General features: G+C 65.4%; 21 protein-coding genes. 7 read left to right on the top strand and 14 right to left on the bottom strand.

The features are described 5' to 3' along the window. Positions 1-49 precede the first annotated feature (49 nt). The 5 genes from AADZ55_RS03270 to AADZ55_RS03250 form a co-directional block, all read right to left on the bottom strand. Positions 50-1,285 carry a sensor histidine kinase gene (locus AADZ55_RS03270; RefSeq protein ID WP_085323627.1) on the bottom strand — a complete coding sequence of 412 codons (1,236 nt, stop codon included), beginning with the start codon at positions 1,283-1,285 and terminating at the stop codon, positions 50-52. Between the two features lie 173 nt (positions 1,286-1,458). Further along, positions 1,459-2,208, bottom strand: coding sequence for a phosphoglyceromutase (locus AADZ55_RS03265; protein WP_085323768.1), 750 nt, complete (start codon positions 2,206-2,208; stop codon positions 1,459-1,461). A gap of 26 nt (positions 2,209-2,234) precedes the next feature. Then, complete coding sequence (locus AADZ55_RS03260; RefSeq protein WP_085323769.1) at positions 2,235-2,750, bottom strand: YbjN domain-containing protein; 516 nt, start codon at positions 2,748-2,750, stop codon at positions 2,235-2,237. Further along, complete coding sequence (mshA, locus tag AADZ55_RS03255; protein ID WP_085323628.1) at positions 2,747-4,189, bottom strand: D-inositol-3-phosphate glycosyltransferase; 1,443 nt, start codon at positions 4,187-4,189, stop codon at positions 2,747-2,749. Before mshA ends, AADZ55_RS03260 begins: the two co-directional genes overlap by 4 nt. A gap of 47 nt (positions 4,190-4,236) precedes the next feature. Continuing rightward, positions 4,237-5,553: an ROK family transcriptional regulator gene (locus tag AADZ55_RS03250; RefSeq protein ID WP_085323629.1), complete on the bottom strand. Its 1,317-nt coding sequence runs from the start codon at positions 5,551-5,553 to the stop codon at positions 4,237-4,239. 181 nt (positions 5,554-5,734) lie between these two features. On the opposite strand from AADZ55_RS03250, the gene AADZ55_RS03245 reads away from it, so the two are divergent. Continuing rightward, positions 5,735-6,490, top strand: a complete 756-nt coding sequence (locus tag AADZ55_RS03245; RefSeq protein ID WP_085323630.1) for an SDR family NAD(P)-dependent oxidoreductase — start codon at positions 5,735-5,737, stop codon at positions 6,488-6,490. Here AADZ55_RS03245 and AADZ55_RS03240 read toward each other — a convergent pair. Together AADZ55_RS03240 and AADZ55_RS03235 are read right to left on the bottom strand one after the other, a co-directional pair. Then, a complete protein-coding gene (locus tag AADZ55_RS03240; RefSeq protein WP_085323631.1) occupies positions 6,471-7,841 on the bottom strand; it encodes a L,D-transpeptidase in 1,371 nt (456 codons plus the stop codon). The two genes, AADZ55_RS03245 and AADZ55_RS03240, sit on opposite strands and share 20 nt — an antisense overlap. Positions 7,842-7,894: 53 nt before the next feature. Beyond that, positions 7,895-9,004 (bottom strand): UDP-N-acetylmuramate dehydrogenase, encoded by a 1,110-nt coding sequence (locus AADZ55_RS03235; RefSeq protein ID WP_085323632.1) that lies wholly within the window; start codon positions 9,002-9,004, stop codon positions 7,895-7,897. A gap of 26 nt (positions 9,005-9,030) precedes the next feature. On the opposite strand from AADZ55_RS03235, the gene AADZ55_RS03230 reads away from it, so the two are divergent. The 3 genes from AADZ55_RS03230 to AADZ55_RS03220 all read left to right on the top strand — a co-directional run bounded on the left by AADZ55_RS03230 (position 9,031) and on the right by AADZ55_RS03220 (position 11,685). Next, complete coding sequence (locus tag AADZ55_RS03230) at positions 9,031-9,555, top strand: DUF2505 domain-containing protein (protein ID WP_085323633.1); 525 nt, start codon at positions 9,031-9,033, stop codon at positions 9,553-9,555. 235 nt (positions 9,556-9,790) lie between these two features. Further along, positions 9,791-10,633, top strand: a complete 843-nt coding sequence (locus AADZ55_RS03225; protein ID WP_085323634.1) for a carbon-nitrogen hydrolase family protein — start codon at positions 9,791-9,793, stop codon at positions 10,631-10,633. Beyond that, a complete protein-coding gene (locus AADZ55_RS03220) occupies positions 10,630-11,685 on the top strand; it encodes a DUF2993 domain-containing protein (RefSeq protein ID WP_085323635.1) in 1,056 nt (351 codons plus the stop codon). The genes AADZ55_RS03225 and AADZ55_RS03220 overlap by 4 nt, the downstream gene beginning before the upstream one ends. An 18-nt stretch (positions 11,686-11,703) precedes the next feature. On the opposite strand, the gene deoC is transcribed toward AADZ55_RS03220, so the two are convergent. The 6 genes from deoC to AADZ55_RS03190 form a co-directional block, all read right to left on the bottom strand. Further along, positions 11,704-12,384: a deoxyribose-phosphate aldolase gene (deoC, locus tag AADZ55_RS03215; protein WP_085323636.1), complete on the bottom strand. Its 681-nt coding sequence runs from the start codon at positions 12,382-12,384 to the stop codon at positions 11,704-11,706. Then, a complete protein-coding gene (locus AADZ55_RS03210; protein WP_085323637.1) occupies positions 12,384-12,842 on the bottom strand; it encodes a DUF2599 domain-containing protein in 459 nt (152 codons plus the stop codon). Before AADZ55_RS03210 ends, deoC begins: the two co-directional genes overlap by 1 nt. A 5-nt stretch (positions 12,843-12,847) precedes the next feature. Further along, positions 12,848-13,135: a DUF2516 family protein gene (locus AADZ55_RS03205; protein ID WP_207569017.1), complete on the bottom strand. Its 288-nt coding sequence runs from the start codon at positions 13,133-13,135 to the stop codon at positions 12,848-12,850. A gap of 128 nt (positions 13,136-13,263) precedes the next feature. Then, positions 13,264-13,869 carry a heparin-binding hemagglutinin HbhA gene (gene hbhA / locus AADZ55_RS03200; RefSeq protein ID WP_085323638.1) on the bottom strand — a complete coding sequence of 202 codons (606 nt, stop codon included), beginning with the start codon at positions 13,867-13,869 and terminating at the stop codon, positions 13,264-13,266. 309 nt (positions 13,870-14,178) lie between these two features. Then, positions 14,179-14,601 (bottom strand): helix-turn-helix domain-containing protein, encoded by a 423-nt coding sequence (locus AADZ55_RS03195; RefSeq protein ID WP_085323639.1) that lies wholly within the window; start codon positions 14,599-14,601, stop codon positions 14,179-14,181. A gap of 87 nt (positions 14,602-14,688) precedes the next feature. Next, the gene (locus tag AADZ55_RS03190; RefSeq protein WP_085323771.1) at positions 14,689-16,059 is read right to left on the bottom strand and encodes a DUF445 domain-containing protein; all 1,371 of its coding nucleotides are present in this window, start codon (positions 16,057-16,059) and stop codon (positions 14,689-14,691) included. Between the two features lie 137 nt (positions 16,060-16,196). On the opposite strand from AADZ55_RS03190, the gene AADZ55_RS03185 reads away from it, so the two are divergent. The 3 genes from AADZ55_RS03185 (at position 16,197) to pcaA (ending at position 18,937) form a co-directional block, all read left to right on the top strand. Then, complete coding sequence (locus AADZ55_RS03185; protein ID WP_085323640.1) at positions 16,197-16,901, top strand: TetR/AcrR family transcriptional regulator; 705 nt, start codon at positions 16,197-16,199, stop codon at positions 16,899-16,901. 9 nt (positions 16,902-16,910) lie between these two features. Next, positions 16,911-17,921 (top strand): prenyltransferase, encoded by a 1,011-nt coding sequence (locus AADZ55_RS03180; RefSeq protein WP_085323641.1) that lies wholly within the window; start codon positions 16,911-16,913, stop codon positions 17,919-17,921. Between the two features lie 152 nt (positions 17,922-18,073). Beyond that, positions 18,074-18,937, top strand: coding sequence for a cyclopropane mycolic acid synthase PcaA (gene pcaA / locus AADZ55_RS03175; protein WP_085323642.1), 864 nt, complete (start codon positions 18,074-18,076; stop codon positions 18,935-18,937). A gap of 85 nt (positions 18,938-19,022) precedes the next feature. Here pcaA and AADZ55_RS03170 read toward each other — a convergent pair whose 3' ends face one another. Further along, on the bottom strand, positions 19,023-19,883 hold the full coding sequence (locus AADZ55_RS03170) for a cyclopropane mycolic acid synthase family methyltransferase (protein WP_085323643.1): 861 nt from the start codon (positions 19,881-19,883) through the stop codon (positions 19,023-19,025). Positions 19,884-19,920: the final 37 nt, after the last annotated feature.

Here is a 19,920-nt window from a genome sequence, read left to right as displayed (position 1 = left end):
GGGCGCCACTCCTTACCATCGCTTCGCTCTGCATCGTCGCCAACGTGAGTCATCGACTTAGCTCTTCCTCTCGTTGTGACCTGTTTGACCGCAGTTCGCGCCCTCGCGACTGCTCGAGTCGCTCGTTGGCTTCCTGATGCGCCAGGACCAACGCCGGAATAGACAAGGTGAACGTCGATCCCGTTCCCGGCTTGCTCCACACGCGGATGGTGCCGTTGTGATTGGCCGCGACGTGTTTGACGATCGCCAGCCCGAGCCCGCTACCGCCGGTGGCGCGCGAACGCGCCTTGTCTCCCCGGAAGAACCGCTCGAAGACCCGTTCCTGGTCCTCCAGCGCGATCCCGATGCCACGGTCGGTAACGGCAATCTCGATGTTGGGACCGCGACGGCGACGGCTTATCGACACCAGCGACCCGCGCGGCGAATATGCGATCGCATTGGACACCAGGTTGGCCAGGGCGGTAACCAACAGGGTTTGATCGCCCAGCACCCGCAGGTTGCTCGGCGCGTCGGTACGGACGTCGATGTCGGCGTTGTCGGCGGCCACCTTGTGGCGTGAAATCGCCTCGGAAACAATCGTATCCACGTCGACGTCGGTCACGTTGGGTAGCCGCTCAGCACCTTGCAGCCGGGACAATTCGATCAACTCGGCGACCATGTCGCCGAGTCGGTTGGCTTCGATGAGCACCTTCTCCGCGAACCGCCGAACTGTTTCGGAGTCGTCGGCCGAAGCCAGCAGCGCCTCGGCGAGCAGGGCCATGGCGCCGACGGGCGTCTTGAGCTCGTGACTGACGTTGGCCACAAAGTCACGCCTGGCCGCCTCCATCCGGGCATAGTCCGACTGGTCGTGCACGAAGACCACGGCGAACCGGCGGTCTTCCTCACTCAGCAGGCGGGCGTACCCGTGCACGGACAACCCGGATCGACCCGTGGCCGGCCGCTTGGTTGGGGACAGGTCGAACTCGGCGTCTTCACCACCTAGCGCCTGCTGGGCGGCCCGCCAAGCCTGGTCGTCGAGCTGGCGGTCACGCACCAGACCCAGTTCCTTGGCCCGCTCGTTGAGATAGACAACGTCGCGATGGGTATCGACCACCGCGGCGCCCAGCGGCATCAGCGCGACGATGCGTTGCAGCATCTGCGAAACGGTGATTCCCGACCACTCGGTGGCCGCCCGTTGGCGCCGCTCAACGACCCGCGGCGCCAGCCGCGTTCCGACGGCAACACCAATGGCCAGTGCCAGCGCCGATAAGACCCCGGCCAGCAACAGCGCCGAGAACACAGTCACATAGAAAATCCTACAAATCCGGTGAACATCGCCCTAGCGCGGCAAGGCCGAAATCGGACAAGTCACACGCTGCGCCACAGGTGTTCGGCTACCGTTCACGTGCTGTTTGGCAAATAGGGCGCTGCAGCACACGATCGGCCGCTGACGGCACCGGCGGCCGGGACCTCAACCAACTACCTACCGCCCTGGCTGGCCACCGCGGCGGCACCGGCGGCCGCCGCCTCCGGGTCCAGATACGTACCGCCACGCACCAGCGGCCTCAGCCCGGAATCCAGGTCGTAGCGCAGCGGAATTCCGGTCGGAATGTTCAGTCCGACGATTTCGTCGTCAGACATCTGGTCCAGGTGCTTGACCAGCGCACGCAACGAGTTGCCGTGCGCGACGATCAGGACCGTCTTACCGGCCCGCAGGTCGCCAACGATGACGTCGGTGAAGTACGGCAAAAAACGGGCGACCACGTCCGCCAGGCATTCGGTCAACGGGCCGCCGCCGATGTCGAGGTAGCGGGGGTCAGCGTCCTGGCTGAACTGACTGCCCCGCTCGATCGGCGGCGGCGGCGTGTCATAACTGCGCCGCCAGGCCATGAACTGCTCTTCGCCATACCGTGCCTTGGTCTCGGCCTTGTCCAGACCCTGCAGCGCACCGTAGTGACGTTCGTTGAGCCGCCAGCTGCGCCGCACCGGAATCCACAACCGGTCGGCGCTGTCGAGCGCCAGATTCGCGGTACTGATCGCGCGTCGCAACAAGGACGTGTAGAGCACGTCGGGCAGGAGGTTTTGCTCGGCCAGGAGTTCTCCGCTGCGTGTCGCCTCGACCCGGCCCTTCTCGGTCAGGCCGACATCGACCCAACCGGTGAACAGATTGAGGGCGTTCCAGTCGCTCTCGCCGTGCCGCAGCAGCACCAGGGTGCCCGTGTTTGCCATGCCGGCAAGTCTCTCACGCACTCCGCTTAGTCCTCTTGGTCGACCAAGTGCGCGAACGCTTCCAAATTCTGCAGCGATTCACCGCGGGACACCCGCCACTCCCACTCTCTTTGGATCGACGACCGAAAACCCAACTCCAACAACGCATTGAAGTCCGAATCCACTGCCTCGAGCACCTGCCCCAGCACCCGGTCGATCTCGTCGGCGTCCACCGAGGAAACGGCCATCTGGCCCACCAGATAGACGTCGCCGACGTTGTCCAGCGTGTAAGCGACCCCATACAGCCGGCGATTGCGCCGCAGTAGGAAGCGGTAGACGCCCTCATGATTCTCGTCGGGTTTGCGACACACGAACGCCTCGACACGTACCGAATGCTCACCGATGCTCAAGATGGTGTTGATCTTGAGCTTGCGTTCGCCGGGCAGCTCGACGATCAGCGCCGGCGTCGCGCCGTGCGGGCGGGGGTGTCGCGTGTACTTCAGCTTGCTGACCTCGAGCGCATTCTCGATCACTCGTTGCACGGTCGAGAAGGAAGAAGTCACGCGCCCACCCCGCGACGCGGCGTCCAACGCCGGGGTTTGCGCACCGCAACCAGGTCCGGTATCACGTCGCCGCCCCAGCGCCGACGCCTGGCGGCGTAGTCGCCGATCGCACGCCGGTAACTGGCCAGCAGCGCGTCGGTGGTGTTCTCCCAGGAGAACGTGGCGGCGTGCTGGGCCGCCGCCCGGCTCATCACCCATCCCCGCGGCCCGGCGCGCAACCGAAGCAGCTGGTCGATGGCGTCGGCCCACTGACCGACCTCGTGCCCGGCCACCAGAGTGCCGGTGATCCCGTTTTTCACCGCGACGGGCAGCCCGCCCACCGCGGCGGCCACCACCGGTGTGCCGCACGCCTGCGCCTCTACGGCAACCAGGCCGAACGACTCGGAGTAACTCGGCACCGCAACCAGGTCGGCCGCCCGAAACAAGGTGGCCAGATCCGTGTGGGACTGCGGCGGCAGGAACGTCGCCCGTGTCGTGATGCCCAGTTCGCCGGCGAGCCGGACCAGCCCGTCCGGCGAGGCCAAACCACTGCCCGACGGTCCGCCGGCCACGATGATGCGCACCCCGGGCAGCTTCGCCGCGGCACGCAGCACGATGTCCGGTGCCTTCAGCGGCTGAATGCGTCCGACAAAGGCCACCACCTGCTCGTCAAGTGGGAGTCCTAGCGCGGCCCGGGCCGTGCGCCGGTCACCCGGGCGAAACACGTCCAGGTCGACACCGGGATGGACGACGTCGATTCGTGCCGGATCGGCGCCATGAATCGAAATCACTTGCCGGGCTTCATCGTCGGTGTTGACGATCAGCCGATCCGCCTCGTCGACGACTTGCTGCTCGCCGACCGTACGCAGCGGCGGCTCCGGCGCGTCACCGTCGGCCAGCGCCGCGTTCTTCACCGCGGCCAGCGTGTGCGCGGTATGCACCAACGGCACCGCCCAGCGGTCGCGGGCCAACCAGCCGACCTGACCCGATAGCCAGTAATGCGAGTGCACGATGTCGTAGTAACCCGGTTCGTGGGCGGCCTCCGCACGCAACACCCCGGCGGCGAACGCGCACAGCTGGGTGGGCAGGTCGTACTTGTCCAAACCCTCGAATGGTCCCGCCACCACGTTGCGCACCAGCACCCCGGGTGACACCCGGACGACCGGTGGATCTGCGGACGCGGTGGCCCGGGTGAAGATCTCCACCTCGATGCCACGGCGGGCCAGATGCAGCGCGCTTTGCAGCATGTAGACGTTCATGCCCCCGGCGTCACCGGTGCCCGGCTGGGTCAGCGGTGAGGTGTGTACCGCCAGCAGTGCGACCCGGCGCGGGTCGCTTGCTGCCGAGACGTTCCGATTCGATGGCCCGGTTCGCCCCCGCGAGCGGGCGGCGCCCCCGCCGCGGGCCGGACGGCTGTCGGCGGTCAACCCTGAACCGTCATCGTGCCGCACACCTGCCATCTTTGCAGGAGCCGGGGTGACACGCGCGGACGCCGCCCGTCAGCCGACTACGCGAGAACCTCCGGGGCGGTGGCCGGCAGCCGGGCATCCAGCGCCCCCGATCGGCGCAACGCACCCAACGGATCGGCGTAGAGCCCGCCCAGGGACACGATGCCCGCCCCGGCCTCCTGCACCCGGTTTCCGAAAACGGCCAGGCGAATGTCACGCGGCGCTAGCACCGAGCGTTCCGCGAACGCCGCCTCCACCAGCTCCATGGCCTCTGGGTATTCGGTGAAGGCCTGGCCGCCGACCACCACTTCGTCGGGATTGAGCATGTCACGCAGCAACGCGACCGCCTCACCGAGGACGCGGGCCCGTTCCGCCAGAAGCTCCTGGGCCTGCTGATTACCGGCCCGTGCCACCCGCAGCAAGTCCGTGATCGCGGTAGCCGACCCACCGGTCCGGGTCGTGGAAGCGACGCCGGGGATGATCCTGAGCCGGCGGGCGGCGGCCAAAACCGCCTCATCGCTGACGGTGGACTCCAGCTGCCCGGTGCCGCCGAGCAATTCGGAGTGGACGGGCAACGGCGCGATGGTGCCGGGGCCACTGGCGGGGCAATGCACCCGCCCACCGATCATCAGCGCATAGCCCACGGTTTCGCGGGCGTACACGTACAGACTTGTCGACGAGCTTGGTGCGAACCGCCGCATGCCGAGCATCAGCTCGGCCCCGGCCATAGCGTCGACGTGCGAGGCCACCGACACCGGCAGGCCCAGCGCATCGGCCAGCACGGGTCCGACCGGAGCCTGCCGCCAGCCCAGCCGTGGGTGATCGACATGGCCGCTGGCATTGTCGACTACGCCACCGATCGCCACCCCAACCCACAGCGCGCGGCGCCGGTGCCAGCGCCGCAGGTATCGGTCGGCGCTTTCGGCCAGCGATGCCAGCGCCGGCCCGACCGCATTGCGTGGGGTCGGAGTCTCCACCGTGTCGAGCGTGCGGCCGAACAGGTCGGTTGCGACGATGCTGGTGGTCCGGGCGCCGATGTGAATACCGAGCGTCACGAATGGCTCGTGGTTGACCTCGACCGGTACTCGTGGGCGCCCGATAGCCCCGGAGGCCGCCAGGTCGGCCCGCTCACGCAGGAGGCCGGCTTCAAGCAGCGCAATGACCTGGCGGTTAACCGTCGCGATGCTCAACGACGTGACCGCGGCGATCACGTCCCGGCCGACCGGACCGCGCAACCGGACCGCCCGGAAGACGGATGCCGCCGCGGAGTCAGACAGGTGCAGCGATGGCGGCATGACGTAGCGGTGCGACCGCGGCTGATGCTTGCGGCCGGGTGTGTGGCTGAGCGAGTGTGAGGTGAGGCTAGTCGAGTGCACGGTGCGTCCTTATTCGAGTTCCAATGGCCGGGTCCTTGGCCACACCTGCTGACGTGTTGGGGTCAGGCGCGGCAAAGTGCGCGGCAACAACACGCTGCCGCGTCAAGACACGCGGTCATCGTGCGGAATAAGGTGCTGCGGTACACACCGAGAATTTAGCACGTTTATTAGAGTGGTCCCGATGACGACAACCGGCACGCAGCAGCGAGTCGCCGTGGTCACCGGCGCCAGTTCCGGAATCGGCGAGGCAACCGCAAGAACCCTTGCAGCGCAAGGGTTTCACGTGGTCGCGGTGGCACGGCGCGCAGACCGGATCACCGCGCTTGCGGACCAGATCGGCGCAACCCCGATTGTGACCGATGTCACCGACGGCGCGGCCGTCGAAGCGTTGGCCCGGGCACTAAACCGGGTGGACGTGCTGGTCAACAACGCCGGTGGCGCCAAGGGGCTGGAGTTTGTCGCCGATGCCGATTTGGAGCACTGGCGCTGGATGTGGGAGGCCAACGTGCTAGGCACGCTGCAGGTGACCCGCGCGCTGCTGCCCAAGCTGATCGACTCCGGCGACGGCCTGATCATCACCATCACCTCGATTGCCGCGCTCGAGGTTTACGACGGTGGCGCCGGCTACACCGCGGCCAAACACGCGCAGGGCGCGCTGCACCGCACGCTGCGTGGCGAGCTGCTAGGAAAACCGGTCCGGCTCACCGAGATCGCCCCTGGCGCGGTCGAGACAGAATTCTCGCTGGTCCGCTTCGACGGCGACCAACAACGCGCGGACGCGGTCTATGCCGGCATGACGCCACTGGTGGCCGCCGACATCGCCGAGGTGATCGGGTTCGTGGCCTCACGGCCCTCGCACGTCAACCTGGACCAGATCGTCATCCGGCCCCGCGACCAGGCATCAGCTACCCGGCGCGCTAACCACCCGGTCCGGTAGTCGTCGTGGTGGTCGGTGTGCCCGACAAGGTGGGCGCATCCGACGGCGTGACCGGGGCCGTCACGGGGATCTGAGTCGCCGGAGGATGGGCAGCGGGCGGCGGTAGTGCCGACATAGATACCCAGGTATCCCAGTCCACGGCCCAGTCCCAGATGTCGCCGTCGGAGTAGGACAGCTGGATCGTACTGCCGGTCACCTCAACCGGGTCACCGTACATCGCGGAGCGGTAGTACTCCTCGGCATCGCTCGTCGAGAGGTTGATGCAGCCGTTAGTGACATTGCTGTTGCCCTGTGCGCCCGCGCTCATCGGGTTGGCGTGGATGAACTCTCCGTTGTTGGAGATCCGTACCGCCCAGCGTTCGTGGATATTGCTGTAGCCGGCGGCAGGATTGGACATGTAGAAGTCGGAGTATTTTTCGGTGACCACGTGAATGCCGTTGCGGGTGACATTGCGGGCCAGGTCGGCCTCGCCGTAGCTGCACGGGAAATCCATGATGACGCCGGCATCGGTAACGACCTGGATGCGGTGCGATGAGACTTCGGCCTTGACCACCTGTCGGCGACCGATTTGGAAGCTCAGCGACATGTCCTCCGCGCCGTAGGCGTCATCGCCGAACGGCAGCCCGTACAGCCTGGCGTCGACGTCGACGGTGGTGCCGGCCGGGTAGTACTCCCGAGGGCGCCAATGCACGCGAGCGCCCTTGGCTTCGTCGGGCAGCCAGGCCCAGCTGCCCTCGACGGGCGGGTTGGTGGTGACGGTGAGTGCCCGCTCGACGGCGGCCTTGTCGCTGATCGGTGCGTCGAACTGGATGATCACCGGCGCGGCGATCCCGACGGTCTGGCCGTCGGCCAGCTGGAACCCCCCGCCGATTGTCTTGGCGGGTGCCACGGTGGTGAACTTGCTCGCCACCGGAACCGCCTTGCCGTCGTGGCCGACGGCCATGCCGCTCCAGGTGTAGGTCGAGTCGTAGCCCAGCGGCTCGGTGATCGTATAGGTGGTCCGATCCCGGCTGTACGTCCCGGCGACGACCTTGCCCGCCGAATTCTTCAGCGCGACCCGTTGGAACCAACCGTCGCCCACCTCGACGCTGATTGGCGCGATTGGCACCACATCGCGGGCAGAGTCGGCCGGCCGGAAGGTTAGACGGGGTGTCGGTGGCGGCTTCTTTTCGGCCAGTTTGGTCACATTGCCGGTGCACGCGGCCAGAACGCTCGGTGCCAGCACCCCGAGGCCAATGGCCGTCAAAGCCAGGCGCCGGTTGATCGGCCCCTGACCTTGGGAGGCTCTGGAGGTGCTCACGGGAGTCAAAGATACCGGGCGAACCCGCGCGCAACGGACCGCCGAGCGCAGTGAAACCCGCCGCTACGACGCGCGGCGGGAGTGCTCCCGCACGAAAGTAGCAGCTACAACACGCAACCGACCAGCACGGGTTCGGGTTTTAGTGTGATACCAAACACATCGCGCACCCCGTCGCGCACCGTACGTGCCAGTGCCATCACGTCTTCAGCGGTGGCCCCGCCGCGATTCGTCAAGGCAAGCGCATGCTTGGTGGAAAGCCGACACGGCGCGGCACCAGCATCCGGATAGCCCTTACCGAAGCCGGCCCGCTCCACCAGCCAGCCGGCGGCCAGCTTGATGCCGTCGGGCGCCGGATAGTGCGGGACCGGACCGTCCCCCCTGGTGGCGGCGTCACCGGCCAGCCGTTCGTAGACGTCGGGTGCGACCACCGGGTTGGTGAAGAAGGATCCGACGCTCCAGGTGTCATGGTCGGTCTCGTCCGCCACCATGCCCTTGCGGGCCCGCAGGGCCAGCACCGCTTCGCGAACCGCTGGCGGATCGGCACGCTCGCCGCTGGCCGCATTGAGCGCCGCGGTCAGCTCGCCGTAGCGCAGCGGCGCACTGCGGCCCGACGGATCCAGCGCAAACTCCACTTCCAAGACCACAGCGGGCACCGCAAGCCCATCAGCGTGTTTGAGCACGCTGGTGCGATAACCGAAGCGCAGGTCGCGCGCGGGTACCCAACGCACCTCACCGGTGCACCTATCCAACAGCCGAACCCGCGTGATGGTGTCGGACACCTCCGCGCCGTACGCCCCCACGTTCTGCACGGGTGTCGCCCCCGCCGAGCCCGGGATGCCGGACAGACATTCCAACCCGCCCAGACCGTGCTCGATGGACCTGACGACGACGTCATCCCAAACCGCACCGGCCTCGGCGCGCACAAGGTTGCCGTCCACGGTGATGCCGCTGTTTGCCAACCGCACCACGGTCAGGTCGACTAGGTTTTCCGCGATCACCAAATTGGATCCACCAGCAAACACCAACGGGCGGCCGCCGCCGCTGCCGGCCGCCGAATCCAGGTGTCGCAGCGAAGCGACCACCTGTTCGGCGCTGGTGCAGGTGACGACGCGCCGCGCAATGGGACCCAGGCGCAACGTGGTCAGCGGTGCCAACGGGACCGCCTCGGCGATATGTGCACCGGCAAAGAGCGAACCGACACCGCTCCGTTTCATGGCCCGTAACGGTAGCCTGGCCTGCTATGCCGCGTTCATTCGACATGTCGGCCGACTACGAGGGCAGCGTCGAGGAGGTTCACCGGGCTTTCTACGAGGCGGACTACTGGAAGGCCAGGCTGGCCGAAACCCCCGTCGATGTAGCGACCCTTGAGTCGATCCGGGTAGGTGGCGACTCCGGCGACGACGGCACCATCGAGGTGGTGACCCTGCAGATGGTGCGCAGCCACAACCTGCCGGGCCTGGTCACGCAGCTGCACCGGGGCGACCTTTCGGTACGGCGGGAAGAGGCTTGGGGCCCGGTCAAGGATGGCATCGCAACGGCATCCATTGCCGGGTCGATCGTGGATGCTCCGGTGAACTTGTGGGGCACGGCCGTGCTGTCGCCGATCGCCGAATCGGGTGGCTCCCGAATGGCATTGAGGGTCACCATCCAGGTGCGAATCCCCTTCATCGGCGGGAAGCTGGAGAGGCTGATCGGCACCGAATTGAGCCAGCTGGTCACGATCGAACAGCGCTTCACCACAATGTGGATCGCCAACAACGTCTGAGGCGCCCCGCCCGCCTCCTCAACGCTGCGTCCCGCAGCGCCTCGTCGCCGGGCCCGATCTAACCGCCCGCCTCGTCAACGCTGCGTCCCGCAGCGCGTCGTCGCCGGGCCCGATCTAACCGCCCGCCTCCTCAACGCTGCGTCCCGCAGCGCCTCGTCGCCGGGCCCGATCTAACCGCCCGCCTCCTCAACGCTGCGTCCCGCAGCGCGTCGTCGCCGGGCCTAAGCTGGCGGCCATGCGAATCGCGTTGGCGCAGATCCTCAGCGGCACCGACCCCGCGGCCAATCTACAACTGGTACGCGAGTACGCCGGCGAAGCCGCCAAAGCGGGCGCGCAGCTGGTGGTGTTTCCTGAGGCGACCATGTGCCGGTTCGGCGTCCCGTTGCGGCAGATCGCCGAGCCCGTCGACGGGCCCTGGGCAAACGGTGTCCGCCGGATCGCGAGCGAGGCGGGCATCGCCGTGATCGCCGGCATGTTCACCCCGACCAGCGACGGGCGGGTGACAAACACCCTGATCACCGCCGGGCCGGGCATACCGAATCAGCCGAACGCGCACTACCACAAGATCCACCTCTATGACGCGTTCGGCTTCACCGAGTCGCGTAGCGTCGCACCTGGGCACGAACCGGTGGTAATCACCGTCGACGGCGTCCGGGTGGGTTTGACCGTTTGCTACGACATTCGCTTTCCGGCCCTATACACCGAGCTGGCTCGGCGTGGCGCCCAGCTGATCGCGATCTGCGCCTCCTGGGGTTCCGGCCCGGGCAAACTCGAACAGTGGACGTTGCTGGCGCGGGCCCGGGCGCTGGACTCGATGAGCTACGTGGCCGCGGCCGGTCAGGCCGACCCCGGCAATACCTTGACCGGCCCGGGGGCGAGCTCGGGCGCACCGACCGGGGTAGGCGGCAGTTTGGTGGCCTCGCCGTTGGGCGAGGTGGTGGCGTCTGCTGGTGCCCAGCCGCAATTGGTGGTCGCCGACATCGACGTGGGCAACGTGACCACCGCTCGCGACAGCATTGCTGTGCTGCGCAACCAGTCAAACTTCGTTCAGATGGATAAGGCACAATCGCGTGAGTGACCAACCCGCAGGGACCACCGAACGACCCGTCGCAATGGGCGCGTCCTGGGGATCAAGGTCCTCTCGCCCGACCCCCGGCATCCTCCGAGCCATCCACCCGGCGACTGCGCCCCGGCGAGCCCGGAGGTCATGCCCAAGAACCTCTGAATCTGCCGACCCAACCGGCCCAGCAGGCCGAGGCACAAACTGAGCATCTGACTGCGTCTCATGCCCAGACACGGCGACCCGGCCGCGCAACTGCGCACAGTGCGTCGCCAGACCCGACGGTCCGGCCGGCTGAGCCAGAGAAAGAGCCGGGGCCGGTGAAAGCAAAGCGGCGTACCCGTCGCGACCCGCTGACCGTCTTTCTGGTCCTCATCATCGTGTTTTCGCTCGTTATCGCCGGGCTGATCGGAGGCGAGCTGTACACCCGCCATGTTGCCAACAGTAAGGTCGCCCAAGCCGTGGCATGCGTGGTCAAAGATCAGGCCACCGCGTCCTTCGGTGTGGCGCCGCTGCTGCTGTGGCAGGTCGCAACGCAGCATTTCACCAACATCACGGTGGAGACGGCGGGCAACCAGATCCGCGATGCCAAGGGGATGAAGATCAAGATCACCATCCAGGACGTCCGGATCAAGAAGACCGCCGACTCCGTGGGCACGATTGGCGCACTGGATGCCACCATCACCTGGTCATCTGAAGGCATCAAGGAGTCGGTGCAGAATGCGATTCCGATTCTGGGCGCCTTCGTCACGAGCACCGTGGTTACTCACCCCGCAGACGGCACCATCGAATTGAAGGGCCTGCTGAACAACATCACGGCCAAGCCGGTGGTAGCAGGCAAAGGGCTGGAGCTGCAGATCGTCAATTTCAACACGCTCGGCTTCTCGCTGCCGAAGGAGACCGTGCAGTCCACGCTGGACGAGTTCACCTCCGACCTGACCAAGAACTACCCGTTGGGCATTCACGCGGACAGCGTCCAAGTCACCTCCACCGGCGTGGTGAGCCATTTCTCGACCCGCAATGCCAGCATTCCCACTGGCATTCAGAACCCCTGCTTCGGCCACATCTGAGTATTCGACAGACGCGCTTCAGCAGTTGCTGAGCCCGTCCAGCACCGCTCGGGTGCCGGACAGGCCCAGCCTGGTGGCACCGGCGTTCACCATCGCGACTGCGTCGGCGGCGGTGCGGATTCCGCCGCTGGCCTTGACCCCCAGCCGACCGCCGACCGTCTCGGTCATCAATTCGACGGCACGCACGGTCGCCCCGCCGGCGGGATGAAACCCGGTCGAGGTCTTGACGAAGTCGGCACCGGCGTTCTCGGCGGCACGGCACACATCCGCCAGCGTGTGCGCGTTCGCCTGTCCCAAAAGCACCGCCGACTCCACAATCACCTTGAGCACGGCCCCGGCCGCCGATGCACGTACCGCCTCGATGTCGGATCGCACCGCATCGATATCTCCGGCCAGCGCCGCCCCGACGTCGATGACCATGTCGATCTCGCTGGCACCGGCCGCTACTGCCTGCGCCGCCTCTTGCGCCTTGACCGAAGACACGTGCTTGCCGGACGGAAAGCCCGCCACCGCCGCAACCCGCGCGCCACCGGATTGGACTGCGACCGGAACCATCGACGGCGACACGCACACGGCGTAGACGCCGAGTCCGACGGCTTCGGCAACCAGGGCGGCCACATCAGCACCGGTGGCCTCGGGTTTCAGCAAGGTGTGGTCGACCAGGGCCGCCAGCTGCCTCCGAGTTGGTCGACCGAGCACTAGAACGACTCTTCCGCGCCACCCGGATTACAGGCGGAAACGAGCATCTCCGGATCGTCGACGACCGGTCGCCATGGCTCGAGGTTCCAGCTGGTCTTGCCGGGTTGTCTGATTTCAGCGAACTGCCAGTGGCAGATGAACTGCGCGCGCATGCCGGCCGTGTCGGCGTCCGGTGACAGCGCGAGGACCTCGGCCCAGGCCGCGTCGGCAGCGGCCATCCCGAGCTGCCGGGAGGTTGCACGCCCAGCTTGCGACGGGTAGACGCGAAGGCTAGGCAGCCGTCCCCACCGTGCCCATTCGGTGTGGTCGACAAGGCGTGGGGATGGGCCAACGGAATCGGAGCGGCCGGCGTGGTTGGCGATGCTTGCGCCGGGATCGACCTCGGGATCAGCTTGGGCGGGTGCCGCACCGATCAGTGCCACAAAGACCGCCGCCGGCACGGCCACCAGGGCTTTCATTTCCGCTAGCGCGACTTACCCTGAATTTCGAGGAGCTTCGGTCGCACGTCGACCAGATACACGCCGGCCGCACACGCGGCGATCACCATCCCGAGCACGCCGAAAACGAAGCCCAGGATGGAGGTCAGTGCCACAGCAACGCCAAGGATCACTAGCCACACCGGCTTGGTCAGCTTATCGGCGGCGGTATAGGCATCGGGCCGCTGCAGCGCCGCATGCACGAACGCGTATACCGCCGTCACCAACACGGCGATCTGCACGACCAACATGACGGTACCCACGAGGTGATTCACGCATCAAGACTATGCGGTATCCGTCCAACACGTCGACTCCGAGTCGCCCTAAAGGCGACTCGGAGTCGATTGTGCTTGTCGGTCCGAATCGCCTCAACGACGACGCGGAGTCGATTGTGCTTGCGCGACTACTTCTGGGTGACCTTCTTGGCCGCCACCTTCTTCGCGGGCGCCTTCTTGGCCGGAGCAGCCTTCTTCGCCGGTGCCGCCTTCTTGGCCGGAGCGGCAGCCTTCTTCGCCGGTACGGTCTTCTTGGGCAGCTCGATGCCGACCAACTTGGCCGCGCGCTCACCGACCGCGCGGGTCTGTGATGCGACGGTACCCAGCGCCTCCTGGGTCAACTCCACAGCCTGGTCCACATAGCCTTCGGCACGCGCCGACACGTCCTCGAAGCTCTGCTGGTTGCGCAGCCGCTCCAGAGCGGCCTCGCCGCGCTCAACCAGCTCGTTGTACCGGTTGGTGGCGGCGTCAAGGTAGCCTTCGGCGGCCTTGCGCAGCTCCTCGGTGGTGAACTTGTCGCGCAGCTCGGTGAGCTGCTCGGGCAGGTCCTCCTGCAGCTTGGTCAGGCGAGCACGGCTCTCCTCGACCCGGCTGCGGGTGTCCGTACGAGTCTCTTCGGCACGCTCACGCAGGTTCGTGATCAGGTCGTTGACAGTGGCCAGGGCCAGGTCGGCCGCTCCGAGCGCGGCAAGCAACGGAGCCTTGATGTCCTCGATGTTCGAGTTTTCAGCCATGAGTATTCCTTTCATTAACTGTTTTCGATATCGGCCTTGTACGTCTTTGGTCTGGAAGTTGGGGCGAGTGTCGGCTCCTTTGCGGAGTAGTCAAGACCCGCGGATTGACGTGGCACGCGACTTGCCGGGAAACCTCCTCATCGTCGGGTCGGTTGTCGGTCGAGTTATTGGCGGGATCAGCTCGCGGCTGACCTCACACCGATGACTGTCCCCTTCCTGTTGAGTTACCCGACGGCCAATGATCTAGACACCACCGCGATTTCGACTCAGCCTGGCGGCCGTTCAGCGTCAGAAATTGCCGGCCAAGAGCTAGTCAACCGTCGACGTCGGATCGCTCGGACACTCCTCACGGATGGATTCGTTCTGGTGGGTAAACGACGCGTAGATATCGAGCAGAACCTGCTTCTGGCGCTCGGTGATTGCTGTGTCGGTGATGATGGCGTCTCGCACCTGACTGGTCTCGCTGGGCTCAAGGATCCCGGCGCGGACATACAGGACCTCGGCGGAAACCCGCAGCGCCTTTGCGATTTGGCTCAAAACGTCGGCAGACGGCTTACGCAACCCGCGTTCAACTTGACTCAGGTACGGATTGCTGACACCGGACCGTTCGGCGAGCTGCCGCATCGAGACTTGCGCCGTCTCCCGTTGCGACCTGATGAAGCTGCCAATGTCGGAGGCCACGTCGGAAGCCTTCGTGGACACCTTGGCGGCGAGATTCTCCTCCGATGGCATTGGGGTACTCCTAGCTCGGGGCGTTCGCTGCTACCGGCACCAGAGTACGGTCAAGTGCTTGCTATTGCAAGCACTTGTTAGCACCCTTCAGAACAACAGCTGCGCGACCGCGTAGATCACCAACCCAGCCAGCGCCCCAACCACTGTTCCGTTGATCCGAATGAACTGCAGGTCGCGACCGACGTGCAGTTCGATGCGTCGGCTGGCTTCCTCGGCGTCCCAGCGCTCGATCGTCTCGGTGATGATTGCGGTGATCTCGACCCCGTACTCCGAGACCAGATGCTGGGCCGCTCGAACCATCCAACTGTCCACTTTGTCGCGCAGATCGGCATCGTCACGCAGCGATTCCCCGATCCGGATGACCGCGTCGGCAATGCGGGTCCGCAACGCGCTGGACGGGTCGTCGACACCCTCGAGCACCAGCCGTTTGAGCGTCTTCCATGCCGTCGCAGCGGCGTTGGCGATCTCGTCGCGCGCCATTAGCTGCTCTTTGATCGCGTCAGCGCGCGCAATGGTGTCCGGATCGTGCTGGAGGTCATCAGCGAACTCGAACAGGAAGCGGGTAGCCGAGCGGCGCAACTCGTGATCGGGGTTGCGGCGCACCTTGTCGGTGAAATCCATCAGCTCGCGGTGGATACGGTCGCCGACAAGGTGGTCGATGAAACGAGGCGACCAGCTCGGCGAGTCACGCTCGACCACCCGTTGGATGACCACGCCGGCGTTCAGCGACCACTGAAACGCCCGGTCGGCCAGCAACTGAATCAGAGCCTCCTGCCGGTTCTCGGCCAGCAGCGTCGCCAGCATCCGACCCACTGGCGGACCCCACTGTGGTTCGGCGATGCGGCGCACGATCATCCGGTCGATCACCTGCTGGATGTCTTCGTCCCGCAACAACTCCACCAGCACCCGCAGCACCGTCGCGGTTTCGGCCGCCACCCGCTGGGCATGTGTGGTCTCCGACAGCCATTTGCCGAGTCGGCTCGGAACCTGCGCATCACGCAGCTTGGTCTCCACTACCGGCGGCGACAGGAAATTCTCCCGCACGAAAGTGCCCAGGCCCTCACCCAGCTGGTCCTTCTTGCGCTTGATGATGGCGGTGTGCGGGATCGGAATGCCCAGCGGGTGCTTGAACAGCGCGGTCACCGCGAACCAGTCCGCCAGGGCGCCAACCATGCCGGCCTCCGCCGCCGCGCCGACATAACCCACCCACGCGGGGGCGGTGCCATCGGCCTGCAACCAACGACAGGCGAGGAACACGCCGGTGGCACCCACCAAAAAGCCCAGTGCCACCACTTTCATCCGGCGCAGCGCCGTCCGCCGCGCGGCATCCGCCTCCGGATCGGCTGCGGCGAATGATTCAGCGAACGACGCGCGGACCCGCCTCGCCACCGTTGGCCGCGTTCTCGAATTCAGCCCTGGCGGCGGCGAGCCCGACACGTCGGCTCTGTGTGCCACCACACCATCATCCGCCATTGCCGCCACCAGTTAATGTGACGACGCTATCCTGCGCGCCCCGCGCACATGCGCCCAATATGCCAGAGGGACCCCCATTGGCCGTAGTATCAGGAGCGTCTAGTGAATGGGAATCGGCGAAAGTGGTAGAGCATATCCCGGCCGTGACAGTGAAGACGGATGGTCGCAAGCGACGCTGGCACCAGCACAAGGTGGAGCGCCGCAATGAGCTGGTGGACGGCACAATTGAGGCGATTCGCCGGCAGGGCCGCTTCCTCAGCATGGACGAGATAGCGGCGGAGATCGGGGTCTCCAAGACCGTGCTCTACCGCTACTTCGTCGACAAGAACGACCTGACGACCGCCGTGATGATGCGGTTCACGCAGAGCACCTTGATCCCCAACATGGTCGCTGCGCTGTCGGCCGACATGGATGGTTTCGAGCTGACCCGCGAAATCATCCGGGTCTATGTCGAAACTGTGGCGGCCCAACCGGAGCCGTATCGGTTCGTGATGGCGAATAGCTCAGCCAGCAAAAGCAAAGTGATCGCCGACTCGGAGCGGATCATTGCCCGCATGCTCGCGGTGATGCTGCGCCGCCGCATGCAGGAAGCCGGGATGGACACCGGCGGAGTGGAGCCGTGGGCGTACCTGATCGTCGGCGGCGTGCAGCTGGCCACCCACTCCTGGATGTCAGATCCCCGGATGAGCAGTGACGAACTGATCGACTACCTAACGATGCTGAGCTGGAGTGCGCTGTGCGGCATCGTCGAGGCCGGCGGCTCGCTGGAGAAATTCCGCGAACAACCGCATCCGTCGCCGATCGTGCCACCTTGGGGCCAGGTCTAAGCTCTAGGGATGCCCGACGCGAGCGTGGGCTCCCGGTTTAGATCATGGGCGCACGCACTTCGCACCACCAACCCGCCACCGGACGGACCGATCGACACGGTCACCCGATGGCTCGTCGTCACCCGGGCCGCGGTGCTCCCGATGACCCTGGTCTCTGGCCTGGTCGCGGCGCTGTTGGCGATCGGTCAGCCTGGCCTGGATTGGCGCTGGCTCGTCCTGGCAGTGGTGGGGATCACGTGCGCGCACATTTCCAACAACCTCATGAACGATCTCTACGACACCAAGGTCGGCACTGACAGCGCCACCTACCCGCGTGCCCTCTATGCCCCGCACCCGGTGCTGTCCGGGCTGATCAGCCGTCGCACGCTGGGCCTGGCGATACTCGCGGTGAACCTGGCAGACCTAGCGATCCTAGTGACGCTGACGTGGGCCCGCGGTTGGCCCGTGCTGGCATTTGCCCTGAGTGGGTTCGCGCTGAGCGTCGCCTACACGGCGCCACCGCTCCGGCTGAAGAAGCGCGGCCTCGGCGAACCCGACGTTTTCGTCGTGTGGGGTCCGCTGATGGTGTGCGGAACGTACTACTCCGTGGTGGGCACCCTCGGTTGGGACGTCGTTCTGGCATCGCTCCCGTATGGGCTGTTGTGCACGACCGTGCTGATGGGCAAGCACATCGACAAGATCGGTTACGACGAACCGCTCGGCATCCGGACGCTGCCGGTGCTCCTCGGCGAAGCGCGCGCCCGCGCAGTGACACTGGCGATGATGGTCGGGTTCTACCTACTCGTCGCCGTCAACGTCGTGGTGGCGGCCATGCCCTGGCCGGTGTTGCTGGTCGCCTTGGCGCTGCCCAGGTTGGCCAAGGTGTGGCCCCGTTTCCGGCGGCAGCGGCCCAAGCGGCCGCCCCCGGAATTTCCGGTGTGGCCGCTGTGGTACGCCGCGCTGGCCTGGGTGCACGTGCGTCAGGCCGGTGCGTTGCTGGTTGGGGGCCTGGCTATCGGTGCCGTGCTGCAGGCCTGGTGATTCTCGCTACCGCTGTGACCCCTGGTCACGGCGGCGAGTGCGGCTGGGCCGACTCGTAGCGGCTAGCATGCAAGGGATGCATCGGGAGTAGACCAGGGGTGCGTCGGGGCAAGTAGATGCAAGCCTCGGGACACAGAAAGGCTCAAATCGGTATGTCCGTGCAGCTCACGCCGCATTTTGGAAACGTGCAAGCCCACTACGACCTTTCCGACGACTTCTTCCGGCTCTTCTTGGATCCCACCCAGACCTACAGCTGCGCCTACTTCGAGCGCGACGACATGTCGCTTCAGGAGGCCCAGATCGCCAAGATCGACCTGGCGCTGGGCAAGCTGAAGCTCGAGCCCGGGATGACGTTGCTGGACATCGGCTGCGGCTGGGGCGCCACCATGAGACGCGCCATCGAGAAGTACGACGTCAATGTTGTGGGCCTGACGTTGTCGGAGAACCAGGCCGGCCATGTCCAGAAGATGTTCGACAATATGGACACCCCACGCTCCCGACGAGTGTTACTGGAGGGCTGGGAGAAGTTCGACGAGCCCGTCGACCGCATCGTCTCGATCGGTGCGTTCGAGCACTTCGGCCATCAGCGCTACCACCATTTCTTCGAGGTGACCCACCGCGCGTTGCCGGCCGACGGCGTAATGCTGCTGCACACCATCGTGCGCCCCACCTTCCGGGAAGGCAGGGAAAAGGGCCTAACGTTGACCCGCGAACTGGTTCACTTCACCAAGTTCATCCTGGCCGAGATCTTCCCCGGGGGTTGGCTGCCGTCCGTCCCGACCGTGCAAGAGCACGCCGAGAAGGTCGGTTTCCGGGTGACCCGGGTCCAGTCACTGCAGCTGCACTACGCCAGGACGCTGGACACGTGGGCCGCAGCACTCGAGGCTAACAAGGATCAGGCCATCGCGATCCAATCGCAGACGGTCTACGACCGCTACATGAAGTACCTGACCGGCTGTGCGAAGCTGTTCCGCCAGGGTTACACCGACATCGACCAGTTCACGTTGGAAAAGTAACAGGAATAGGGCATTCGACGCGGTCGCGGCACGCCGGCTCTTCGCCGGGCCCGAAACAGCACCCGGCTTGAGCCGCTGCGGTGCGCTACTTGGTTAGCGTGAACTGTCCCACGTTGCTGATGCCCTTACGGAAAAAGTTCTCGCATCCAGTCAGATAGTGCATGTATTTGTCATAGATTTCTTCGGACTGGAGAGCAATAGCGCGGTCCTTGTTGGCCTCGAGATTCGCCGCCCAGATGTTTAGCGTCCGCGCGTAATGCTCCTGCAGCAATTGCACTCTTTCTACGGAAAATCCGACTTCCTGCGCGAACTTGAAAATGTCTTCCTGCGCCGGCAACTGTCCACCCGGGAAAATTTCCTGGCCGATGAATTTCATAAATCGCACGTCACTCATCGTCACCTTGATGCCCATTTCGTGCATCTGTTTCTGCGTATACGTCAGAATCGTGTGCAGCAGCATCCGGCCGTCATCGGGAAGGATGCTGTAGGAGCGCTCGAAGAACGCGGAATAGCGCTCCATTTTGAAGGCTTCGAACGCGCCAATGGTGACAATCCGGTCGACCTTGTCCGCGAACTCTTCCCAGCCCTGCAGCCGCACCTCCACGCTGCGCTCGGTGGGAATTTTCGCCAGTTTGGCTTTGCTGTACTCGAACTGATTGCGACTGAGTGTGATACCGATGACGTTCACGTCATACTTCTCGATCGCTCGTTGCAGCCCACCACCCCAGCCGCAGCCAATGTCGAGCAGCGTCATCCCGGGCTCAAGGTTCAACTTGCCCAGCGCCAAGTCGAACTTCGCGTTTTGCGCTTCTTCGAGCGTCATGTCCTCGCGCTCGAAGTACGCGCATGTGTAGGCCATCGTGGGGTCTAGGAATAGTGAAAAAAACTCGTCGGAAACGTCGTAAATCGATTGCGACTCTTCGTAAAAGGGTCTCAACTCAGTCATGCCGGCAGAACCTCTCATCTGTAGACCGCGAAAATAC

This window comes from Mycobacterium decipiens (assembly GCF_963853665.1).
Lineage (GTDB): Bacteria > Actinomycetota > Actinomycetes > Mycobacteriales > Mycobacteriaceae > Mycobacterium > Mycobacterium decipiens.
The sequence above is the reverse complement of the archived record's forward strand: the minus strand, read 5'-3'. Positions and strand labels throughout refer to the sequence as shown.

Excerpts from the sequence above, each read along its gene's own strand:
- AADZ55_RS03265 (WP_085323768.1), bottom strand. The coding sequence starts at position 2,208 with ATGGCAAACACGGGCACCCTGGTGCTGCTGCGGCACGGCGAGAGCGAC.
- mshA (WP_085323628.1), bottom strand. The coding sequence starts at position 4,189 with ATGGCAGGTGTGCGGCACGATGACGGTTCAGGGTTGACCGCCGACAGC.
- AADZ55_RS03245 (WP_085323630.1), top strand. The coding sequence starts at position 5,735 with ATGACGACAACCGGCACGCAGCAGCGAGTCGCCGTGGTCACCGGCGCC.
- AADZ55_RS03235 (WP_085323632.1), bottom strand. The coding sequence starts at position 9,004 with ATGAAACGGAGCGGTGTCGGTTCGCTCTTTGCCGGTGCACATATCGCC.
- AADZ55_RS03230 (WP_085323633.1), top strand. The coding sequence starts at position 9,031 with ATGCCGCGTTCATTCGACATGTCGGCCGACTACGAGGGCAGCGTCGAG.
- AADZ55_RS03225 (WP_085323634.1), top strand. The coding sequence starts at position 9,791 with ATGCGAATCGCGTTGGCGCAGATCCTCAGCGGCACCGACCCCGCGGCC.
- AADZ55_RS03210 (WP_085323637.1), bottom strand. The coding sequence starts at position 12,842 with ATGAAAGCCCTGGTGGCCGTGCCGGCGGCGGTCTTTGTGGCACTGATC.
- hbhA (WP_085323638.1), bottom strand. The coding sequence starts at position 13,869 with ATGGCTGAAAACTCGAACATCGAGGACATCAAGGCTCCGTTGCTTGCC.
- AADZ55_RS03195 (WP_085323639.1), bottom strand. The coding sequence starts at position 14,601 with ATGCCATCGGAGGAGAATCTCGCCGCCAAGGTGTCCACGAAGGCTTCC.
- AADZ55_RS03180 (WP_085323641.1), top strand. The coding sequence starts at position 16,911 with ATGCCCGACGCGAGCGTGGGCTCCCGGTTTAGATCATGGGCGCACGCA.
- pcaA (WP_085323642.1), top strand. The coding sequence starts at position 18,074 with ATGTCCGTGCAGCTCACGCCGCATTTTGGAAACGTGCAAGCCCACTAC.
- AADZ55_RS03170 (WP_085323643.1), bottom strand. The coding sequence starts at position 19,883 with ATGACTGAGTTGAGACCCTTTTACGAAGAGTCGCAATCGATTTACGAC.